This window comes from Pantoea sp. UBA4549, from assembly GCF_002387285.1.
Classification (GTDB): domain Bacteria; phylum Pseudomonadota; class Gammaproteobacteria; order Enterobacterales; family Enterobacteriaceae; genus Pantoea; species Pantoea borealis.
Genome location: NZ_DGLH01000009.1, coordinates 427,929 through 443,731, shown reverse-complemented (window position 1 = coordinate 443,731; position 15,803 = coordinate 427,929). Strand labels below are relative to the sequence as shown.

Annotated in this window: 14 protein-coding genes; 8 read left to right on the top strand and 6 right to left on the bottom strand. The window is 58.6% G+C overall.

The features are described from left to right. The first annotated feature begins 176 nt into the window (after positions 1–176). From B3041_RS08815 to B3041_RS08800, 4 genes are all read left to right on the top strand, one after another. The gene (locus tag B3041_RS08815) at positions 177–1,142 is read left to right on the top strand and encodes a hypothetical protein (RefSeq protein WP_292971485.1); all 966 of its coding nucleotides are present in this window, start codon (positions 177–179) and stop codon (positions 1,140–1,142) included. Between the two features lie 615 nt (positions 1,143–1,757). Continuing rightward, positions 1,758–2,831 carry an acyltransferase family protein gene (locus B3041_RS08810; RefSeq protein WP_292971482.1) on the top strand — a complete coding sequence of 358 codons (1,074 nt, stop codon included), beginning with the start codon at positions 1,758–1,760 and terminating at the stop codon, positions 2,829–2,831. A gap of 100 nt (positions 2,832–2,931) precedes the next feature. Then, entirely contained in the window at positions 2,932–3,612 is a 681-nt protein-coding gene (locus B3041_RS08805; RefSeq protein WP_292971479.1) for a DUF2384 domain-containing protein, read from the top strand. Continuing rightward, positions 3,605–4,255: an RES family NAD+ phosphorylase gene (locus tag B3041_RS08800; RefSeq protein ID WP_065649365.1), complete on the top strand. Its 651-nt coding sequence runs from the start codon at positions 3,605–3,607 to the stop codon at positions 4,253–4,255. The genes B3041_RS08805 and B3041_RS08800 overlap by 8 nt, the downstream gene beginning before the upstream one ends. 11 nt (positions 4,256–4,266) lie before the next feature. Here the strand turns inward: B3041_RS08800 and B3041_RS08795 are convergent, their stop codons facing one another. The 5 genes from B3041_RS08795 to B3041_RS08775 form a co-directional block, all read right to left on the bottom strand. Beyond that, positions 4,267–5,127 carry a DeoR/GlpR family DNA-binding transcription regulator gene (locus tag B3041_RS08795; RefSeq protein WP_065649364.1) on the bottom strand — a complete coding sequence of 287 codons (861 nt, stop codon included), beginning with the start codon at positions 5,125–5,127 and terminating at the stop codon, positions 4,267–4,269. A gap of 120 nt (positions 5,128–5,247) precedes the next feature. Further along, complete coding sequence (locus tag B3041_RS08790) at positions 5,248–6,192, bottom strand: D-ribose ABC transporter substrate-binding protein (protein WP_065649363.1); 945 nt, start codon at positions 6,190–6,192, stop codon at positions 5,248–5,250. A gap of 69 nt (positions 6,193–6,261) precedes the next feature. Then, on the bottom strand, positions 6,262–7,317 hold the full coding sequence (locus B3041_RS08785; protein ID WP_065650474.1) for an ABC transporter permease: 1,056 nt from the start codon (positions 7,315–7,317) through the stop codon (positions 6,262–6,264). Between the two features lie 22 nt (positions 7,318–7,339). Further along, positions 7,340–8,878, bottom strand: a complete 1,539-nt coding sequence (locus B3041_RS08780; protein ID WP_292971472.1) for a sugar ABC transporter ATP-binding protein — start codon at positions 8,876–8,878, stop codon at positions 7,340–7,342. Beyond that, a complete protein-coding gene (locus B3041_RS08775) occupies positions 8,875–9,525 on the bottom strand; it encodes a DUF2291 domain-containing protein (RefSeq protein WP_292971469.1) in 651 nt (216 codons plus the stop codon). The genes B3041_RS08780 and B3041_RS08775 overlap by 4 nt, the downstream gene beginning before the upstream one ends. 421 nt (positions 9,526–9,946) lie before the next feature. On the opposite strand from B3041_RS08775, the gene B3041_RS08770 reads away from it, so the two are divergent. From B3041_RS08770 to B3041_RS08755, 4 genes are read left to right on the top strand one after another with little or no spacing between them, the layout of a single operon-like run. Further along, positions 9,947–11,515, top strand: coding sequence for an FGGY-family carbohydrate kinase (locus tag B3041_RS08770; RefSeq protein ID WP_292971467.1), 1,569 nt, complete (start codon positions 9,947–9,949; stop codon positions 11,513–11,515). Next, positions 11,508–13,046 (top strand): glycerol-3-phosphate dehydrogenase, encoded by a 1,539-nt coding sequence (locus tag B3041_RS08765; RefSeq protein WP_292971465.1) that lies wholly within the window; start codon positions 11,508–11,510, stop codon positions 13,044–13,046. The genes B3041_RS08770 and B3041_RS08765 overlap by 8 nt, the downstream gene beginning before the upstream one ends. 1 nt (position 13,047) lies before the next feature. Beyond that, complete coding sequence (locus B3041_RS08760; RefSeq protein ID WP_292971463.1) at positions 13,048–14,010, top strand: sugar phosphate isomerase/epimerase family protein; 963 nt, start codon at positions 13,048–13,050, stop codon at positions 14,008–14,010. Positions 14,011–14,059: 49 nt separating this feature from the next. After that, positions 14,060–15,010, top strand: coding sequence for a sugar-binding transcriptional regulator (locus tag B3041_RS08755; RefSeq protein WP_065650473.1), 951 nt, complete (start codon positions 14,060–14,062; stop codon positions 15,008–15,010). Between the two features lie 40 nt (positions 15,011–15,050). Here B3041_RS08755 and B3041_RS08750 read toward each other — a convergent pair whose 3' ends face one another. Beyond that, entirely contained in the window at positions 15,051–15,791 is a 741-nt protein-coding gene (locus B3041_RS08750; protein WP_292971461.1) for a DNA-binding transcriptional regulator YciT, read from the bottom strand. Positions 15,792–15,803: the final 12 nt, after the last annotated feature.

Genomic DNA, 15,803 nt, shown 5'->3' with positions numbered 1-15,803 from the left:
CAACACAAGCAGTATGACGCTCAGGCCCTGGCGGTGTTACGCGGAGATGCGGGCTATCAGCCAGCGGTCAAATCGCCGCAGAGCAAATCGTGTAAACTGCAGCCAAAACATCACGTAAGCTTTACCTGATTCGCTATGGTGATGCAAAATAAGCCCTCGCTGATGAGGGTTTTTTTATGTCTGACTATCCGGTTATTCCGCCTTATGAACAGGCTTATCTGCTGAACAAACAGCTGATTGCCCGGGCGCATCTGTTCAGGGATCCGGTGATCACCATTGGCGGTCAGGCGGTGCAGTACTGGGTCTCTTATTATTATCAGCTGTACCGTAATGCGTTGCCCGATGCGCGTCTGATTACCTCAGTGGACGTGGATTATGCCGCCCGGCGACATGATATTACGGCCATTGCCCGCGCATTAGGCGTTGACGCAAACCTGAACGATGCCGGTCAGCCGCCATCACTGGCGCGCTTTCTCCTGATTGATGAGGCGACCCGCACGATAAAAGCGGTAAAAGGACGATTTTTTGCCGACCCGGCGCAGCCGGCACATGCCAATACGGTGGACGTCATCGATTTTCCTTCCGGTTTTACCTGGCAGGACTTCGCCGGTGAGAATCTGCTGCTCAATACCGAACCTTTTTATGTCAGTCAGGAACATCCGGATGAGCCTGAGTATCACGAGCAGGTCAGGGTGATTAATCCGCTGGCCTGTCTGCGCTCCAGGTTCAGCAATCTGCAGACGCTGCGACGCGATCCGCTGATTGAGGTGGCCCGTATTAACGCCATGATGCTGCCGTGCGTCTATTTTCTGCTGGAGAAGTTTGATGCGGTTAGCGCGCCTGATGAGGTGACCGCCGCGCAGCCCGTGAGCTTCAGAGCGATGAAGCGTTATGCTGATGCGCTGTATGCGTTTGCCATGCAGGAAGATGTGGTACGTGCACAGGTCAGTCATGATATTGCGCTGTACCGCATCTTTGAACAGCTGATCGCGATATTTGCCGCAGAGCCGGAGAGTTATTATGTGCCGGCAGCATTCTGGCAGAAAGAGTTACCGGTTAAAGCAGCGGACATGAAAAAGTATGTGGAGCGTATCCGGCAGGATAAGCAGCGACGACTGCAGCAGAAAAAGTCGTCACGCTGAGACGGCAGGAGGATAACAGGCTGAACGGAAGAGGTGAGGCGGGTGACAGAGAAAACGGGCTGACAAATGTCTGAGGCCTGAGCGCCATCGTGAATGTGCTCTCTTATTTAACATAATATACATTATGTGCACTCAGGTAGCACCCGGTAATATATCGCAGAATAGACATTTATACAGAATCGGCCGCATGTACCCGGGCGCCATAAATGGTGCCCCTACGGGTTTTATGGGCGTGCATTGAATGATGACGTGCCATTCGAACGCCATCAAGGATGCCCCTGCGGGTTTTATGGGCGTGCATTGAATTGATGACGTGCCATTCGGGCGCCATTAATGATGCCCCTGCGGGTTTTATGGGCGCGCATTGAATTGATGACGTGCTATCCGGACACCATTACTGATGCTCCGGCGAATTTTGTAGGGGGCGCATTAATGCGCCCCTGGTGAACGTTCGCACGCCCCTGGTGAAAGAACCTGCGCCCGACCCCGGCTCACGCATAAATCCGGCGACCGCCCGGCGGGATTCAATTAGCATGTATTCATGCATCATCTTTTATCGTGGTACTTTCTGGCAAAGTACCTCCGGACCACCCGATCGGCCACAGGATGTGTTAAATGAAGATCCTTTCTGTTCAGTATCTGCGTGGGCTGGCCGCGCTGCTGGTTGTTGTTGCGCATAACGCTTTGCTGTTACCGGATGGTATGGCGGCGCATATTCCGGGCGCGCTGGGCGTTGATATCTTCTTTATCATCAGCGGCTTTATCATGACGTTTATCACGGCCCAATCCGCTGAACGGCCGCTGCCTTTTCTGATTAAGCGTTTCTTTCGCATCTGGCCGGTGTTTTTTCTTGTCTGGCTGGCGGCGTGGACGCTGGTGTATAACGAACGCGGATTCCAGCAGATGGGCTGCGTGCTCTACTTTTGCCTGCAGGATTACAGCAGCACCGGACCGGTATTTGGTTATAGCGCGCTGGGACCGCCGTGGACGCTGACCTATGAAGTCCTGTTCTATACGCTGTTCACGCTGGCGATGTGTATCAGCTATCGTCAGCGCAGTCTGGTTTGCAGCCTGATGTTTATCGTTGCCTCCGTCGGTTTTCAGCTGGCTTACAATGGCACCGTTACCCTCTCCTCACAGGCGTCTCCGGACCTGGCGGTAAATGCCTGGTGGCAGGCGTGGATCAAACTTATCAGTAATACCATTGTGTTTGAGTTCATTACCGGCATGCTGCTGGCCGAACTGGTTGTCAGCGGCAACATGCCGGCGCTGCGCACCTGCGGACGCCGCGTTGTCTGGCTGATACTCGCTGCCGCTGCAGGTGTCGCGTTGCTGACAGGCCCGCAGCCATTTGGCCTGCATGGTGGCTACTGGCTGGCTGCCATTATCATGACCTGCGTTATTCTGCTCAGCGACGGGCGGCAGTCAGCGCCGCAGCCGGTGCTGAATTTCCTCGGTAATATCTCTTATTCCCTTTATCTGGTGCACTATCCGCTGCGCCGCGTGCTGCTCAACCAGCTGCCGGCTGACGCCAGCGCCGGCACAAAGCTGCTGGTTTTTGCGCTGTCGGTAAGCGGCAGTATTGCGCTGGCCGCACTGCTGTTCCGGTATGTCGAGCGTTACGCAATCCGCGCGGGTAAAAAGCTGGCTGATAGCTGTTATAGCTGGTTTTCTGTACAGAAAAGCTAACAGAACAGCCGCAGGGTAACGTGATATGCATGATATTAGTGATATGTGGTATAATTATGAACAGAAAATGTTCTGACATTAACCAGTAACCGGAGAGACTATGAAAATGCGTCGCGCTTCCCGTCAGGATCATCGGCGTTTTACCCTGTTCTCCGTGGATGAGGTAATGAACACCCTGCCCGCTACAGCGATTGCGCTTGAGGATATCCCGTGCGATGAAGCGAGTGAATATCTGGTGGTTCGCCTGCCGCGCAATAGCGTGTTACCTGAACTGCTGATTGCCGTAGAGAGCGCCGTCGCGACGCTGGCCGGTCTGAAAGCGCGTACAGCCCCGGCGTTGCCCGATTCCGCAGCGGACCACACCGCTTTTGCGGCGCGCAATATCGCGCGGCGTGAACAGCTGCGCCAGACCCTTTTTTCCGGCGGAGAATGGCTGACCGCCCGCGAAATCAGCGGCTTACGCAGGGGTAACGCGGCAACGCGCAACCCTGCTGCGCAGGCTAACCGCTGGAAAAAAGCGGGTAAAATCTTTGCGATTACCGAAGCGGGCCGCGACTATTTCCCTGCCTGGGCGCTGGATGCAGGCGGCGAGCCGCTGCCGGTGATGAAAACACTCCTTGAACGCTTTGCCGATACAAAATCGCCGTGGACGCTGGCGTTCTGGTTTCAGGCGCCCAATAGCTGGCTGGATGATAAACGACCGTGCGACCTGCTGGCGTCTCGCCCGGCAGCCGTGCTGAAAGCGGCTGAGGCGGAAACAGAAGGCGCAATAAATGGCTGAGGAGCCCTTCCCGCCTGATGCTATTCCTTTTGCTATCCCTGCGGGCGCGCTGCGTCTGACGTCGTGGCCCGTTGCTCAGCCGCTGGATCGTATTCATGCTGCAGTATTTGGCGCTGCGCAGTTTAATCCCGGCGTGGGTCAGGCCCGCTTTAGTCCGCTGTTTAACGTTGATGGCACTGCCGTGCCGACGCTCTATGCAGGAGAGAGTGTTGCCGTTGCGCTGATGGAGACACTGTTACGCGATCTGCCGTTGCGCTGTGCCGGCTATCCGGTTGATTGCACGCGACTGGAACCGCTAATGCATAGCCGTCTGCTGCCGCATACCCCGCTGGCACTTATCGATCTCAATCCGCGCCTGTTAAAACGGCTGGGCACCACACCAGCAGAGTTGCTTCATTGCGGTGCCAGCGCTTATCCGCTGACGCAGCGCTGGGCGGGCCAGCTCTACCACGCCTGCCCGCAGGCACAGGGGATTTGCTGGGCCTCGCGCCAGCACGGTGGCCTGGCTGTCATGCTGTTCGGCGACCGTTTACCCGCAGGCGCGCTGGAGCCCGCAGCACTTTCCTGTCCGGCCTCCCGCTCCGCTGAGCTGATAATGGCGCTGGAGGCGCTGGCAGACGAGATGGCTTTAGTCTTATGTTAAATGAGCCAGCGTTATTCCGGGCTGCCAGCGGTGCGCTTGACCGGGGCGACCACCACGTTAACACCGTTATCCTGCATGCGGCGCAGCAGCGGCAGCGGCGTGCCCTGATTCACGATCACCACGTCAAACTCGCGCAGATCGGCAAAGCGATGCAGCGCGCGCCGGCCAAACTTGGTGTGATCCATCAGCAAAATACGCTTCTGCGCCGATTCAAACATAGCGCGCTTGGTCTCTACCGTCTCTGCTGACTGATGAAACACCGCGTCATCGACAATCGCTGACATGCTGACAAAAAAGATATCCGCGCGCAGTGACGCAATCTCTTCGCGCGTCATGCGTCCCATAAAAGCATTACACCAGGGGTGATACTGCCCGCCCAGCCCCATCAGGGTGATATCCCGTCCGTTGCGCAGCTCGTTCATTAAGGTCAGGGAGTTAGTGATCACTGTCAGCGGCGCTTTCGCGTAAAGCTGCCGCACCAGCTGAAACACCGTGGTGGAATCATCCATAAAGAGCGCCTGCCCCGGCTCCAGGTAGCTGGCCGCAACTTCTGCAATCGCCTGTTTCTCTTCCAGCTGACGCGTGGCGCGATAGATGTCGCTTGATTCCACGAGGCTGGTTGACGTAGCTGACACCACCCCGCGCGACTTATGCAGCAGGCCGCGCTCGACCATCTCATCAATATCACGGTGTGCGGTCATCAGGCTGATACCAAACCGCCCGGTCAGATCCTCGATGCGTACAGCGCCCTCGGCCATGACCGCTTCTGCGATCAGCTGGCGGCGCGCCTGCTGGCGTGCCTGGCGGCTGTCGCCGGGCAGCGTGTCAGCCGTGAAAACACCGGGCAGCGTGTCGTGTGGGTTATGCGCCATATAGATTCCGGAGAGGAGTAAAATGCAGGATTAGTTGTAATTACAGCGCGTTAAACCCGTTAATGCAAATAACTAACGTCGTGTGCCCCGGCCATCTGCTGCTGACCGGGGCGTCTGCGATTACTGTTTAAGCACAAACGGTGAAATAAAGTTACCGGCGTTCTCTTTGGTGATCAGCACACAGTCAAACAGCTGTTTTTCAGCCGGCGCGCCGGTTTTACCGGTTTTCAGGAAGGTATCTGCCTGCTCAATCGCCTTCTGTGCAAACAGCGCTACCGGCTGCATAACGGTATAAGCCAGCGTGCCGGCCTTCACCGCATCGACCGCGTCCGGCGTGCCGTCAAAGCCCCCGACTTTGATCTGACCCAGTTTTCCGGCCTGCTTCAGTGCCGCAATGGCCCCCAGCGCCATCTCATCGTTGCCGCTGATCACGCCTTTGATATCCGGATTAGCCTGCAGCAGCGACTGCATTTTATTAAAGCCCTGGGTGCGATCCCAGTTCGCCACTTCCTGCCCCGCCTTTTTCAGATCGGGATATTGCGACAGTACGGTATCAAACCCGTTGGCGCGGGTTGCCGCATTGTTATCAGAGGGTGGCCCTACCAGCTCAACATAGTTACCGCTGTCACCCACCTGCTTCACCCACTCCATGGCACCGGTGGCGGCGCCCTGCGCATTGTTCGAGACCAGCTGCGCTTTAGCCAGCCCGCTCTGATTCAGCTCTGCGTTGATCACAAACACCGGAATATTGGCGGCAATCGCCTTTTTCACTGAGCCAATTGACCCATCGGCGTTAGCCGGATCGAGAATGATCGCTTTTGACTTATTAGTAATGGCGGTATCAATCAGCTGGCTTTCCGTGTTGGTATCGCCTTTGTGGGCGCTGACTTTGGCGCTGTAGCCGAGTTTTTCAGCCGCCTTCTGTGCGACCTGGCCTTCTGTCAGCCAGTAAGGGTTAGAGGGGTCATTGACGATAATGGTCATCAGGCCCTTATCGGCCCAGCCTGGTGCAGCGAAGGTGCTGATGGCGACGGTAGCGGCAATAATAAGACGTTTGGTAAACATAGTGACTCCGTTATTATCAGGGTACAGGTTTTTTTACGGATAAACGCGCACCGCAGCGGCGCACGCGATTCAGCGACTGCGTCGCCCGTACTGCAGCGTATTAAGTAATACGGCCAGTACAATTACGGCCCCGGTAAACACCGTCTGCCAGTAAGCAGAAACGCCGATAATCACCAGTCCATCAGAGAGAAAACCGATTACAAATGCTCCCAGCAGCGTACCGCGCACGTTACCGCGTCCGCCGGTCAGGGCCGCGCCCCCAATCACCACGGCTGCAATCGCCGTCAGCTCATAGGTGGTGCCTGCCGTCGGCCCGGCAGAGGTCAGCTGCGAAGAGAGCACCAGCCCCGCCATCGCAGCACAGATGCCTGACAGCACGTACACGCTGATTTTCACGCGTTTGACCGGCACGCCGGAGAGATCGGCCGCACGTTCATTGCCGCCTGACGCATAAAGCCAGCGGCCAAATGCAGTACGGCTCAGCAGAAAGCCACACGCCAGCGCCACCGCGCCGAGCACCAGCACGCCAACCGGAATGTTGAACAGCCGGTTAAACCCGAGCCAGTCAAAGCCGGTATTGCCCAGGGTTTCACTCCCGGAAAGCTTGTTATACGTCAGACCGTTGGTCATCAGCAGCGCAATGCCGCGCGCCACATACATGGTGCCAAGCGTGGCGACAAAGGCGGGTACGCGGCAGACAGCAATCAGCACACCATTCACCAGACCTACCAGTGCGCCCACTACCAGCGTGAGGAGCGCCACGGCCCACACCGGCAGATAGAGCACCACGCCGAGCGCCTCAAGGCTGATGCCCTGCATCATAAAGCCTGCCATCACGCCGGCCAGCCCCAGCGTAGAGCCTACAGAGAGATCGATGCCGCCATTCAGGATCACCAGCAGCATGCCGATGGCGGGCAGTCCGAAGATCGCAACGTGTGAGGCCATTGTCAGAAAATTCGCCCCGCTGAAATAATTGGGCGACAGAAACGAAAACGTCGCGATAATCACCAGCAGCGCAATAAAGGCGCGTCCTTCCAGCAGCAGACGTGCCAGGTTCAGGTGTTTTGTACTGCGGGCGGCGTTCGCCGCGGGCGATGTGGCCAGCGTTTGCGTTTGATCGGTCATACTTTTCACTCCGTTTTTCATGTTATGCCACCAGTGCTTCACCTGACGCCGCCATAATGCGCTCTTTACTCACGCTGGCGTCGAAAATGGCGGAGATACGTCCTTTGCTCATCACCACAATGCGGTGAGCAATACTGAGACATTCACCGACCTCGGAGGTAGTATAAACCACCGCCAGCCCCTGCTTCGCACTCTCTGCCAGCAGGCGAAACACTTCTGCTTTGGCACCAATATCGATGCCGCGGCTTGGCTCATCCAGCAGCAGCACGTTGGGCCGCGTTGCCAGCATTTTGCCAATCACCACTTTCTGCTGATTACCGCCAGAGAGCGACCCAATCGCTGCATCACCGCCTGCGGTTTTCACCGTGACGTTGCGGATGGTGTCACTGACCAGCTGCTTCTCGCGGCGGCCTGAGAGCATCAGCCCGCGGACAAACTCACCGATGCTTGCGAGCGACAGGTTCTCCCCTACGCTCATGGTCTGTACCAGTCCGTCACGCTGCCGATCTTCCGGCACCAGCGCCAGCCCGATAGCGATACGCTGCGCCAGAGACAGGCGGCTGACCTCCGTCTCCTGCAGGCGTATTCCGCCGCTGCTCTGCGCGATGCGTCCGGCAACGCACTCCAGCAGTTCCGTGCGCCCTGCTCCCATCAGGCCATAGATACAGACGATTTCGCCTGCCTTTACGGTCAGTGAAAGGTTATCCACCAGACGGATGCCGGTTTTACTCTTCACCGTCAGGTTCTCAACCGTCAGCGCAGGCGGGCCAAAGTCGTAACCCTGCGGCGGAGAGCCGAGATCGAAATGTTCACCCACCATGTTGCGCACAATCCATTCGAGGTCGATATCGCTGCGCTCTGCCCAGGCAGTCATCACGCCGTCACGCAGCACGACAGCGCGGTCGGTGATCTCCAGCGCTTCTTCCAGATGGTGTGAGATATAGACGATGGCAACGCCCTGGCTGGTGAGATCGCGGATCACCTGAAACAGCACGCTGACTTCGGCGGCGCTCAGGGCCGAGGTGGGTTCATCCATGATCAGGATCTGTGAGTTGACCGACAGCGCCCGGGCAATTTCCACAATCTGCTGCTGACCGAGTCGCAGGTTCTCTACCGGCGTCAGCGGATCGATATCCTCTTCCAGCGCGGCCATCAGATGCCGGGTCAGCCGCGCCTCTTCGTCGTAGTCGACGCCGGTAGCACCCATGATTTCGCGGCCCATAAAGATGTTGTCACGGACATTCATGTTGGGCGCGAGGTTCAGCTCCTGATGAATAATCGAGATCCCGCAGCTGCGCGCCTCGGTGGCGGAGTGAAACAGTTTACTTTCGCCGTTAAGCAGAATTTCCCCGGATGTTGGCGTAATCACGCCGGATAAAATTTTCATTAAGGTCGATTTGCCGGCGCCGTTTTCACCAAACAGCGTGGTGACTTCGCCACGGCGTATCTCAAAGTTCACCCCCTTCAGCGCATGCGTGGAGCCATATACCTTGCTGACGTTACACGCCTGCAGCACCACTTCCCCTTTTAACAGCGCCGGATTAACAGGAAAGGCTTTCATTTAACCTCCAGGCTTACCGGTGTGATCAGCCAGTTACCGGCATTAAGCAGGCGAAACACGCCGGTGACCTGGACGGTCTTACCCGGCAGCGTGTCGCGGTCAAGTTTCTCCAGGACGCTGTTTTTCATGGCGCGGTTCAGCGCCGCACCGGCGTTCTGATACTCAATCTGGTTAGTGAAGTCCCCGAACTGAATGGTGCCGCTGGCGTCGCGCAGATCGGTTCCGCTCAGGGCTGGACCGGTCTGGAGCCGCACTTTCAGGCTCTGCGGCACGCCGGCGATCTGCAGCGGAAAAATACCTTTCTCTCCAGGCAGCACCACGCCCTGCAGCCTGACCGGGATCACCGGCAGCGGCGAACCCACACCATACTGCGCGGCAGCAGCCTGCTGATTTGCCTGCAGCGCGGCTGCCAGCGTTTGTGCATCAACGGCACGACGCTCCACGCTCTGCTTCACCTCAGGAAAGTGCTGCTCAGCCCAGCTGTCTGGTGAAAAGCCCTGCTGCGCGCTCCCGGCAGTATCTGTTCTGACAACGTGGGTATCCAGGGCAATCGCTGCCACGACGGCGCAGCTCAGCACGGCGGTCAGCAGCAGACGACGCCTGCGCTGCCGGTCAAGCTGGTGTGCGAGCACAGAAACATCAGACATAACGACACCTCATCGGGTTAACGGCCCGGAATTAACGCGGACTGTGTTATATATGTGATAACTAATGTGATGAGAATTGTGCTGTTGTGACTAAAATGTCAACAGCCAGGCGGCGATTTTTTCAGGAGAGCGATCTGGATCGCTGTTTGGATAGCATCCACTACAAAGGTTTAAATTCCCTTATGTTAGCGGCATATCAGCCTGCACGCGGCCAGACGGCTGCGCAGAGACAGGCTGATTTCGTGATCCTGCTCGCTAAGTCGATTGAAATATTTTACTTAAACTGAAATTTAATACGAAAGATATGTTATCTAAGTGAGAAAAGAAGTATCACTAACAGCAGCATAATAATCACACGCCGTTAACACGGCAGATGGCGGGATAGCAGGCAGCCCGCAGCACACACTATGTGGAGGTGTCGGTGGAGAGTGGCGATATCATTGTGGGCCTGGATTCAGGCACCTCGGTGGTCAAGGCTGTGGCCTTTGATTTGACCGGCAAACAGCTGGCATGCGCGTCGGTGCGTAACCGCTATTATCGCGCAGCAGGCGGCGCGGCGCAGCAGTCGATGTCACAAACCTGGCAGGATGCGGCCAGCGCCCTGCGTCAGCTCAGCGATCGTATCGACAATCTGCCAGCCCGCGTGGCGGCGTTAGCGGTAACGGCACAGGGTGACGGCAGCTGGCTGGTGGACGCGGAGGATCGGCCAGTAGGTGACGCCTGGATCTGGCTCGACGCCCGCGCCGCTTCAACTGTGGCAACGCTGAATCAGCATCCGCTGGCGCAGGCACGGTTCAGCGCCACCGGCACCGGACTGAATACCTGCCAGCAGGGCGCGCAGCTGGCACACATGGACAGACACTTTCCTGACCTGCTGGCAAAAGCCGACGTCGCGCTGCACTGCAAAGACTGGCTCTATCTCAACCTGACCGGCGTGCGCGCCACCGACCCGTCTGAAGCGAGTTTTACCTTTGGCAACTTTCGTCATGCCGGCTATGACGACACCGTAATTGACGCGCTGGGGCTGACGCACCGGCGGCATCTGCTGCCGGAGATCGTTGAGGGCACAGAGATCACCCACCCCCTGACGCGCGAGGCGGCGACGCTGACAGGTCTGCGTGCCGGTACGCCGGTAGTGCTGGGCTATGTGGATATGGCGATGACGGCGCTGGGCGCTGGCGTACATACCGGCGAGGCCAATACGGCCTGTTCGATTGTAGGCTCAACCGGCGTCCATCTGCGCAGCGTTGCTGTTGATGATGTCTGGCTCAATCCGGCGCAGACCGGCTACGTGATCCCCCTGCCGTGGCCCGGTTATGTTACGCAGGTTCAGACCAATATGGCCTCCACGCTGAATCTTGACTGGCTGCTGAATGTCGCCAGCGAGCTGTTGCAGAGTTTTGGCTGCGAAACCGACCACGCCCGGCTGGTGGCACAGATTGACGCCTGGCTGACGCGCACCACACCCGGCACGCTGCTGTTTCACCCCTATATTTCACTGGCGGGCGAACGCGGTCCTTTCGTGAACGCCAGCGCGCGTGCCGGTTTTACCGGTCTGCATTATCAGCACACCTTTGCCGACATGGTGCGCGGCGTGGTTGAAGGCATTGGTATGGCGGCGCGCGACTGCTACCAGGCGATGGGACAGGATCGACCCGGTGAAATCCGTCTGACCGGCGGCGCGGTGCGTTCAGCGCCGCTGCGGCAGATCCTCGCGGCGGCTATCGGTGCCCCGGTGCGTATCAACCAGCGTGAAGAAGCGGGTGCGGCCGGCGCGGCAATGATGGCTGCGGTGGCGGTGGGCGCGTTCTCTTCTATGGCCGCCTGTGCCGAAACCTGGGTCCGCCCGCTGCTTGGCGCACCGGAAACGCCGGATCCCGATCTGATGCAGCGCTATGACGCGCTGTTCCCTCACTATCAGCAGATCCGCAGCGATCTGCCGGCCTGCTGGCAGGCGCTGAATACCTGTAACGGAGTTAATCATGAGTGACACTATGCTGGATCTGTTTGTTATTGGCGGTGGCATTAACGGCGCCGGCATCGCGCGTGACGCCGCGGGCCGGGGCCTGTCGGTGGCGATGTGTGAAAAAGACGATCTGGCGCAGGGCACCTCCTCCCGCTCCGGCAAGCTGGTGCACGGCGGCCTGCGCTACCTGGAGTATTATGAGTTCCGGCTGGTGCGCGAGGCGCTGATAGAGCGTGAAGTGCTGCTGAACGCCGCGCCGCATATTATCTGGCCGATGCGCTTTGTGCTGCCGCACAGCCCCTCCGATCGCCCTGCCTGGCTGGTACGGCTTGGCCTGTTCTTTTATGACCATCTGGGCGGACGGAAGAAGTTGCCCGGTACCCGCACACTGGATCTGATGCGCGATCCCGAGGGCGCTCCGCTGCTCGACAGCTATAAAAAAGGGTTTGAGTACTCCGACTGCTGGGTGGATGACGCCCGGCTGGTGGTGCTGAATGCGCTTGATGCCGCTGAACGCGGCGCAACCATTCTGCCGCGCACGCGCTGCGTTGCCGCACAGCGCCTGGCCGGCAAATGGCAAATCACCCTTGAAGATATCAGCAGCGGTGAGCGCCGAACGCTGTTTGCCCGGGCAATCGTCAACGCGGCGGGACCCTGGGTGCTGGATATTGTCAGCGATGTGACGCAGAGCCACAGCCAGCGCCGGGTGCGGCTGGTAAAAGGTTCACACCTTATTGTGCCAAAATTCTGGGAAGGTCAGCAGGCGTATCTGGTGCAAAACACCGATAAGCGTGTGATTTTCATCAATCCGTATGAAGGCGATAAAGCGCTGATTGGCACAACAGATATCCCGTGGGAAGGCAAAGCGGAAGCGGTGACCGCCGATGATAATGAACAGCAGTATCTGCTGGATGTGGTCAACCGCTACTTCAAAGTGAAGCTGCGCCCGGCTGACGTCATTACGCGTTTCTCCGGCGTGCGCCCGCTGTTTGACGACGGCAAAGGCAACCCCTCTGCGGTGACGCGCGACTATGTGTTTGACCTCGATAACCAGCAGGATGCGCCGCTGCTGCACGTTTTCGGCGGGAAGATCACCACGTTCCGCAAGCTGGCAGAGCACGCCCTGCAGAAGCTCGCTCCCTTCTTTCCGCAAATGGGCCCTGACTGGACGCGCGCGGCCACGCTGCCGGGGGGCGATATGGCTGACGCCGACTTTGAAACCTTTCTTGAGCAGTGCAAAGCGCGCTGGCCGTGGCTGCCGCAGCCGCTGCGTAAACACTACGCCCGCCTGTATGGGACGCGCATCGCGCAGCTGCTGGCAGACGCAACGGCGCTGAGCGATCTGGGGCGTCATTTTGGCGGGCTGCTGTATGAGGCCGAAGCACGCTATCTGGCTGACCACGAGTGGGCGCAGCAGGCGGAGGATATTCTGTGGCGGCGCACCAAGCATCAGCTGCACCTTACCCCGGCGCAGCGCGACGCGTTCATCACCTGGTTTGAAGCGGCTTCCGCGCGCGTGATCCCGCTGCGCGCCCGTGCCGGACAGGAGAACTGATATGGCCCTTACCCTTTCGCTTAATACGAATCCGCTGGTCAACCGCTTTGCCGATCCGCACGATTTAATTACCACGGTGGCGGAGCAAATCCGCATTCGTGACCTGCAGCTGACGCATGAGTTTATTAATCCGGGCTGGCCTGCCGCCACGATAACCGCAATGACGCGTCGCATGCAGCAGGCGCTGCGTACCACCGGCGTACGCGTTACCTCCGGTATGACCGGCCCCTACGGACGACTGAACCACTTTGGTCATCCCGATGCCGCGGTGCGCCGCTACTATATTGACTGGTTTAAAACCTTTGCGGATATCACTGCTGAACTTGGCGGTGTTGCCATAGGGTCGCAGTTTGCCATTTTTACGCAGCAGGATTTCCGGGACGCAGAGCGCCGTGAAACGCTTATCGATATCGCCACTGACTGCTGGCAGGAGGTCGCTGAACATGCGCGCGCGGCGGGACTGACATATCTTTTCTGGGAACCGATGAGCGTGGCGCGCGAGTTTGGCGAAACCATCCCTGCCGCGCTGGCCCTGCAGCAACGCCTGAGCCAGCGCGATTTTGCCCTGCCGATGTGGATGATGGCGGATATCGATCACGGTGATGTGACCTCTGCCGACCCGCGTGATTACGATCCTTACGCCTGGGCGGAAGCGGTGCCGCGCTGTTCACCGATCATTCATATCAAGCAGAGCATGATGGATAAAGGCGGGCATCGTCCGTTTACAATGCAGTACAATAGCGGCGGCCGTATTCAGCCGCAGCCGCTGCTGGACGCGCTGGCGCGTGGCGGCGCACAGGATAATGAAATCTGCCTGGAGCTGAGTTTCAAAGAGCGCGAACCCACCGACAGCCGCGCTGTGGCGGAGATTGCAGAAAGTGTGGCGTTCTGGGCCAGCCATATTGAGACCGGCGTAGCGGACCTGCACCTGGCGACGCACCGCCCTGCCGGACAGCAACGCTAAACGCGCGGGCCGGAACCCGCGTCGTCTTCTACTCTGAATGGAAAAAGACATGAAATCCGCACCTGCTTCTGCCGACCGCGATGACTCTCTGGCGCTGCGTGCGGCCTGGCTGCACTACGTAGGCGGTCTGACTCAGGCTGAGGTCGCCAAACGACTGGGGCTGCCCTCGGTAAAAACGCACCGCCTGATTGCGCGCATGGTGGCGGAAGGCGCCGTGAAAATCACTATTGATGGCGATATTCTCGACTGCGTGGCGCTGGAGGATAAGCTGCGTCAGCACTTTGGTCTGCGGTTTTGTCAGGTCGCGCCCGACCTGGGCGAAACAGGATTGCCGGTGCGGGCGCTGGGGATGGCTGGCGCAAATTATCTGCGCCAGCTTCTGCTTAACGCGCCCTCTATTACGCTCGGGCTGGGGCATGGTCGTACCCTGTCAGCGGCGATCCATCAGCTGGCGCGCCTTGAGGCGCCACAGGCGCGTTTTGTGTCGCTGCTGGGCTGCCTGACGCGTAACTATGCGCTGAACCCGCATGATGTCATGCACCGAATCGCCGCTAAAACCGGCGCGCAGGCTTATATGATGCCGGTGCCGTTTTTTGCGAATACTGAAGAGGATCGCGATGTGCTGCTGGCGCAGCGCGGCGTCAGCGAGATTTTTGATATGGCCGCGCGCAGTGAGGTCAAGCTGGTCGGGATCGGCACGGTTGAGCCGGCGGCCCAGCTGGTTGAAGCGGGTATGCTCGAAGAAGCGGAGATCAACGCCCTCTCTGCAGCCGGTGCCGTGGGCGAGCTGCTGGGCCACTTCTTTGCCGCTGACGGCACGCTGATCCACAATTCGCTGACGGCCCGTACGCTTTCCGTGCCGCTCAGCCAGAATAGCAGTGAAATTGTGGCGCTGACCGGCGGCCTGAGTAAAGTAGCCGCCCTTCGGGCCGTACTGAGCAGCGGCCAGCTCTCCGGGCTGATTACCGATGAGATAACGGCACAGGCACTGCTGACATAAAGGGCGACCGGTCAGCAAAATAGCACTCTGCACTGCCGGACTAAATGCGTGTGACCTCCGTTCCCTGAGCCGCCAGCAGCGCCTGCGCGGCCGGATCAAGTTCGCTGTCGGTTATCAGCTGCCTGAATGGCTGGTGCGGTGCCAGCGCATAAGGATGGATCTGACCAAATTTAGAGGAGTCGGTCAGTGCAATGGTATGCGTGGGCTTTTCCAGCAGCGCGTGGACGACATCGCAGCGCAGCATGTTGCGTCCGGTAAAGCCGGTAGCGCGATCCCAGCCATCAATGCCGATAAAAACTTTGTGAAAGTTGAGCTGCTGAATGCAGAGACGGGTCAGCGGACCGACCACGGATTCGCTGCTTTTCTGAAACAGGCCACCAAGAATGATCACGTCGCCGCCCTTTTCTCGCAGCAGGCCGGCAATATAGTGACTTACCGTGACAAGCGTGACGTCATGGCGCTCGCTCAGCGCCTGTGCCAGCAGCGCATTGGTACTGCCGCCCTCTATAAACACCGTTTCGCCTTCATTCACCAGGGAGGCTGCATAATCAGCCAGGCTTTTTTTTACGGCAAAGCGGGTTTGCATCCGGACGCCCACGTCGTCACCGCCGGCAGCAACGGCGGAGCCATGCACCCGGCGCAGCAGCCCCTCTTTTTCCAGCTGGTTAAGATCCTGGCGCATCGTAACTTCAGAGACGCCGGTGGTCAGCGCCAGTTCGCTGACGCTGACGCTGCCGCGCTCACTGAGCAGCTCAATAATTGACTGATGGCGTGCGTTCATAATGTCCTGTGG

Excerpts from the sequence above, each read along its gene's own strand:
- B3041_RS08815 (WP_292971485.1), top strand. The coding sequence starts at position 177 with ATGTCTGACTATCCGGTTATTCCGCCTTATGAACAGGCTTATCTGCTG.
- B3041_RS08810 (WP_292971482.1), top strand. The coding sequence starts at position 1,758 with ATGAAGATCCTTTCTGTTCAGTATCTGCGTGGGCTGGCCGCGCTGCTG.
- B3041_RS08805 (WP_292971479.1), top strand. The coding sequence starts at position 2,932 with ATGAAAATGCGTCGCGCTTCCCGTCAGGATCATCGGCGTTTTACCCTG.
- B3041_RS08800 (WP_065649365.1), top strand. The coding sequence starts at position 3,605 with ATGGCTGAGGAGCCCTTCCCGCCTGATGCTATTCCTTTTGCTATCCCT.
- B3041_RS08795 (WP_065649364.1), bottom strand. The coding sequence starts at position 5,127 with ATGGCGCATAACCCACACGACACGCTGCCCGGTGTTTTCACGGCTGAC.
- B3041_RS08790 (WP_065649363.1), bottom strand. The coding sequence starts at position 6,192 with ATGTTTACCAAACGTCTTATTATTGCCGCTACCGTCGCCATCAGCACC.
- B3041_RS08785 (WP_065650474.1), bottom strand. The coding sequence starts at position 7,317 with ATGACCGATCAAACGCAAACGCTGGCCACATCGCCCGCGGCGAACGCC.
- B3041_RS08780 (WP_292971472.1), bottom strand. The coding sequence starts at position 8,878 with ATGAAAGCCTTTCCTGTTAATCCGGCGCTGTTAAAAGGGGAAGTGGTG.
- B3041_RS08775 (WP_292971469.1), bottom strand. The coding sequence starts at position 9,525 with ATGTCTGATGTTTCTGTGCTCGCACACCAGCTTGACCGGCAGCGCAGG.
- B3041_RS08765 (WP_292971465.1), top strand. The coding sequence starts at position 11,508 with ATGAGTGACACTATGCTGGATCTGTTTGTTATTGGCGGTGGCATTAAC.
- B3041_RS08760 (WP_292971463.1), top strand. The coding sequence starts at position 13,048 with ATGGCCCTTACCCTTTCGCTTAATACGAATCCGCTGGTCAACCGCTTT.
- B3041_RS08755 (WP_065650473.1), top strand. The coding sequence starts at position 14,060 with ATGAAATCCGCACCTGCTTCTGCCGACCGCGATGACTCTCTGGCGCTG.
- B3041_RS08750 (WP_292971461.1), bottom strand. The coding sequence starts at position 15,791 with ATGAACGCACGCCATCAGTCAATTATTGAGCTGCTCAGTGAGCGCGGC.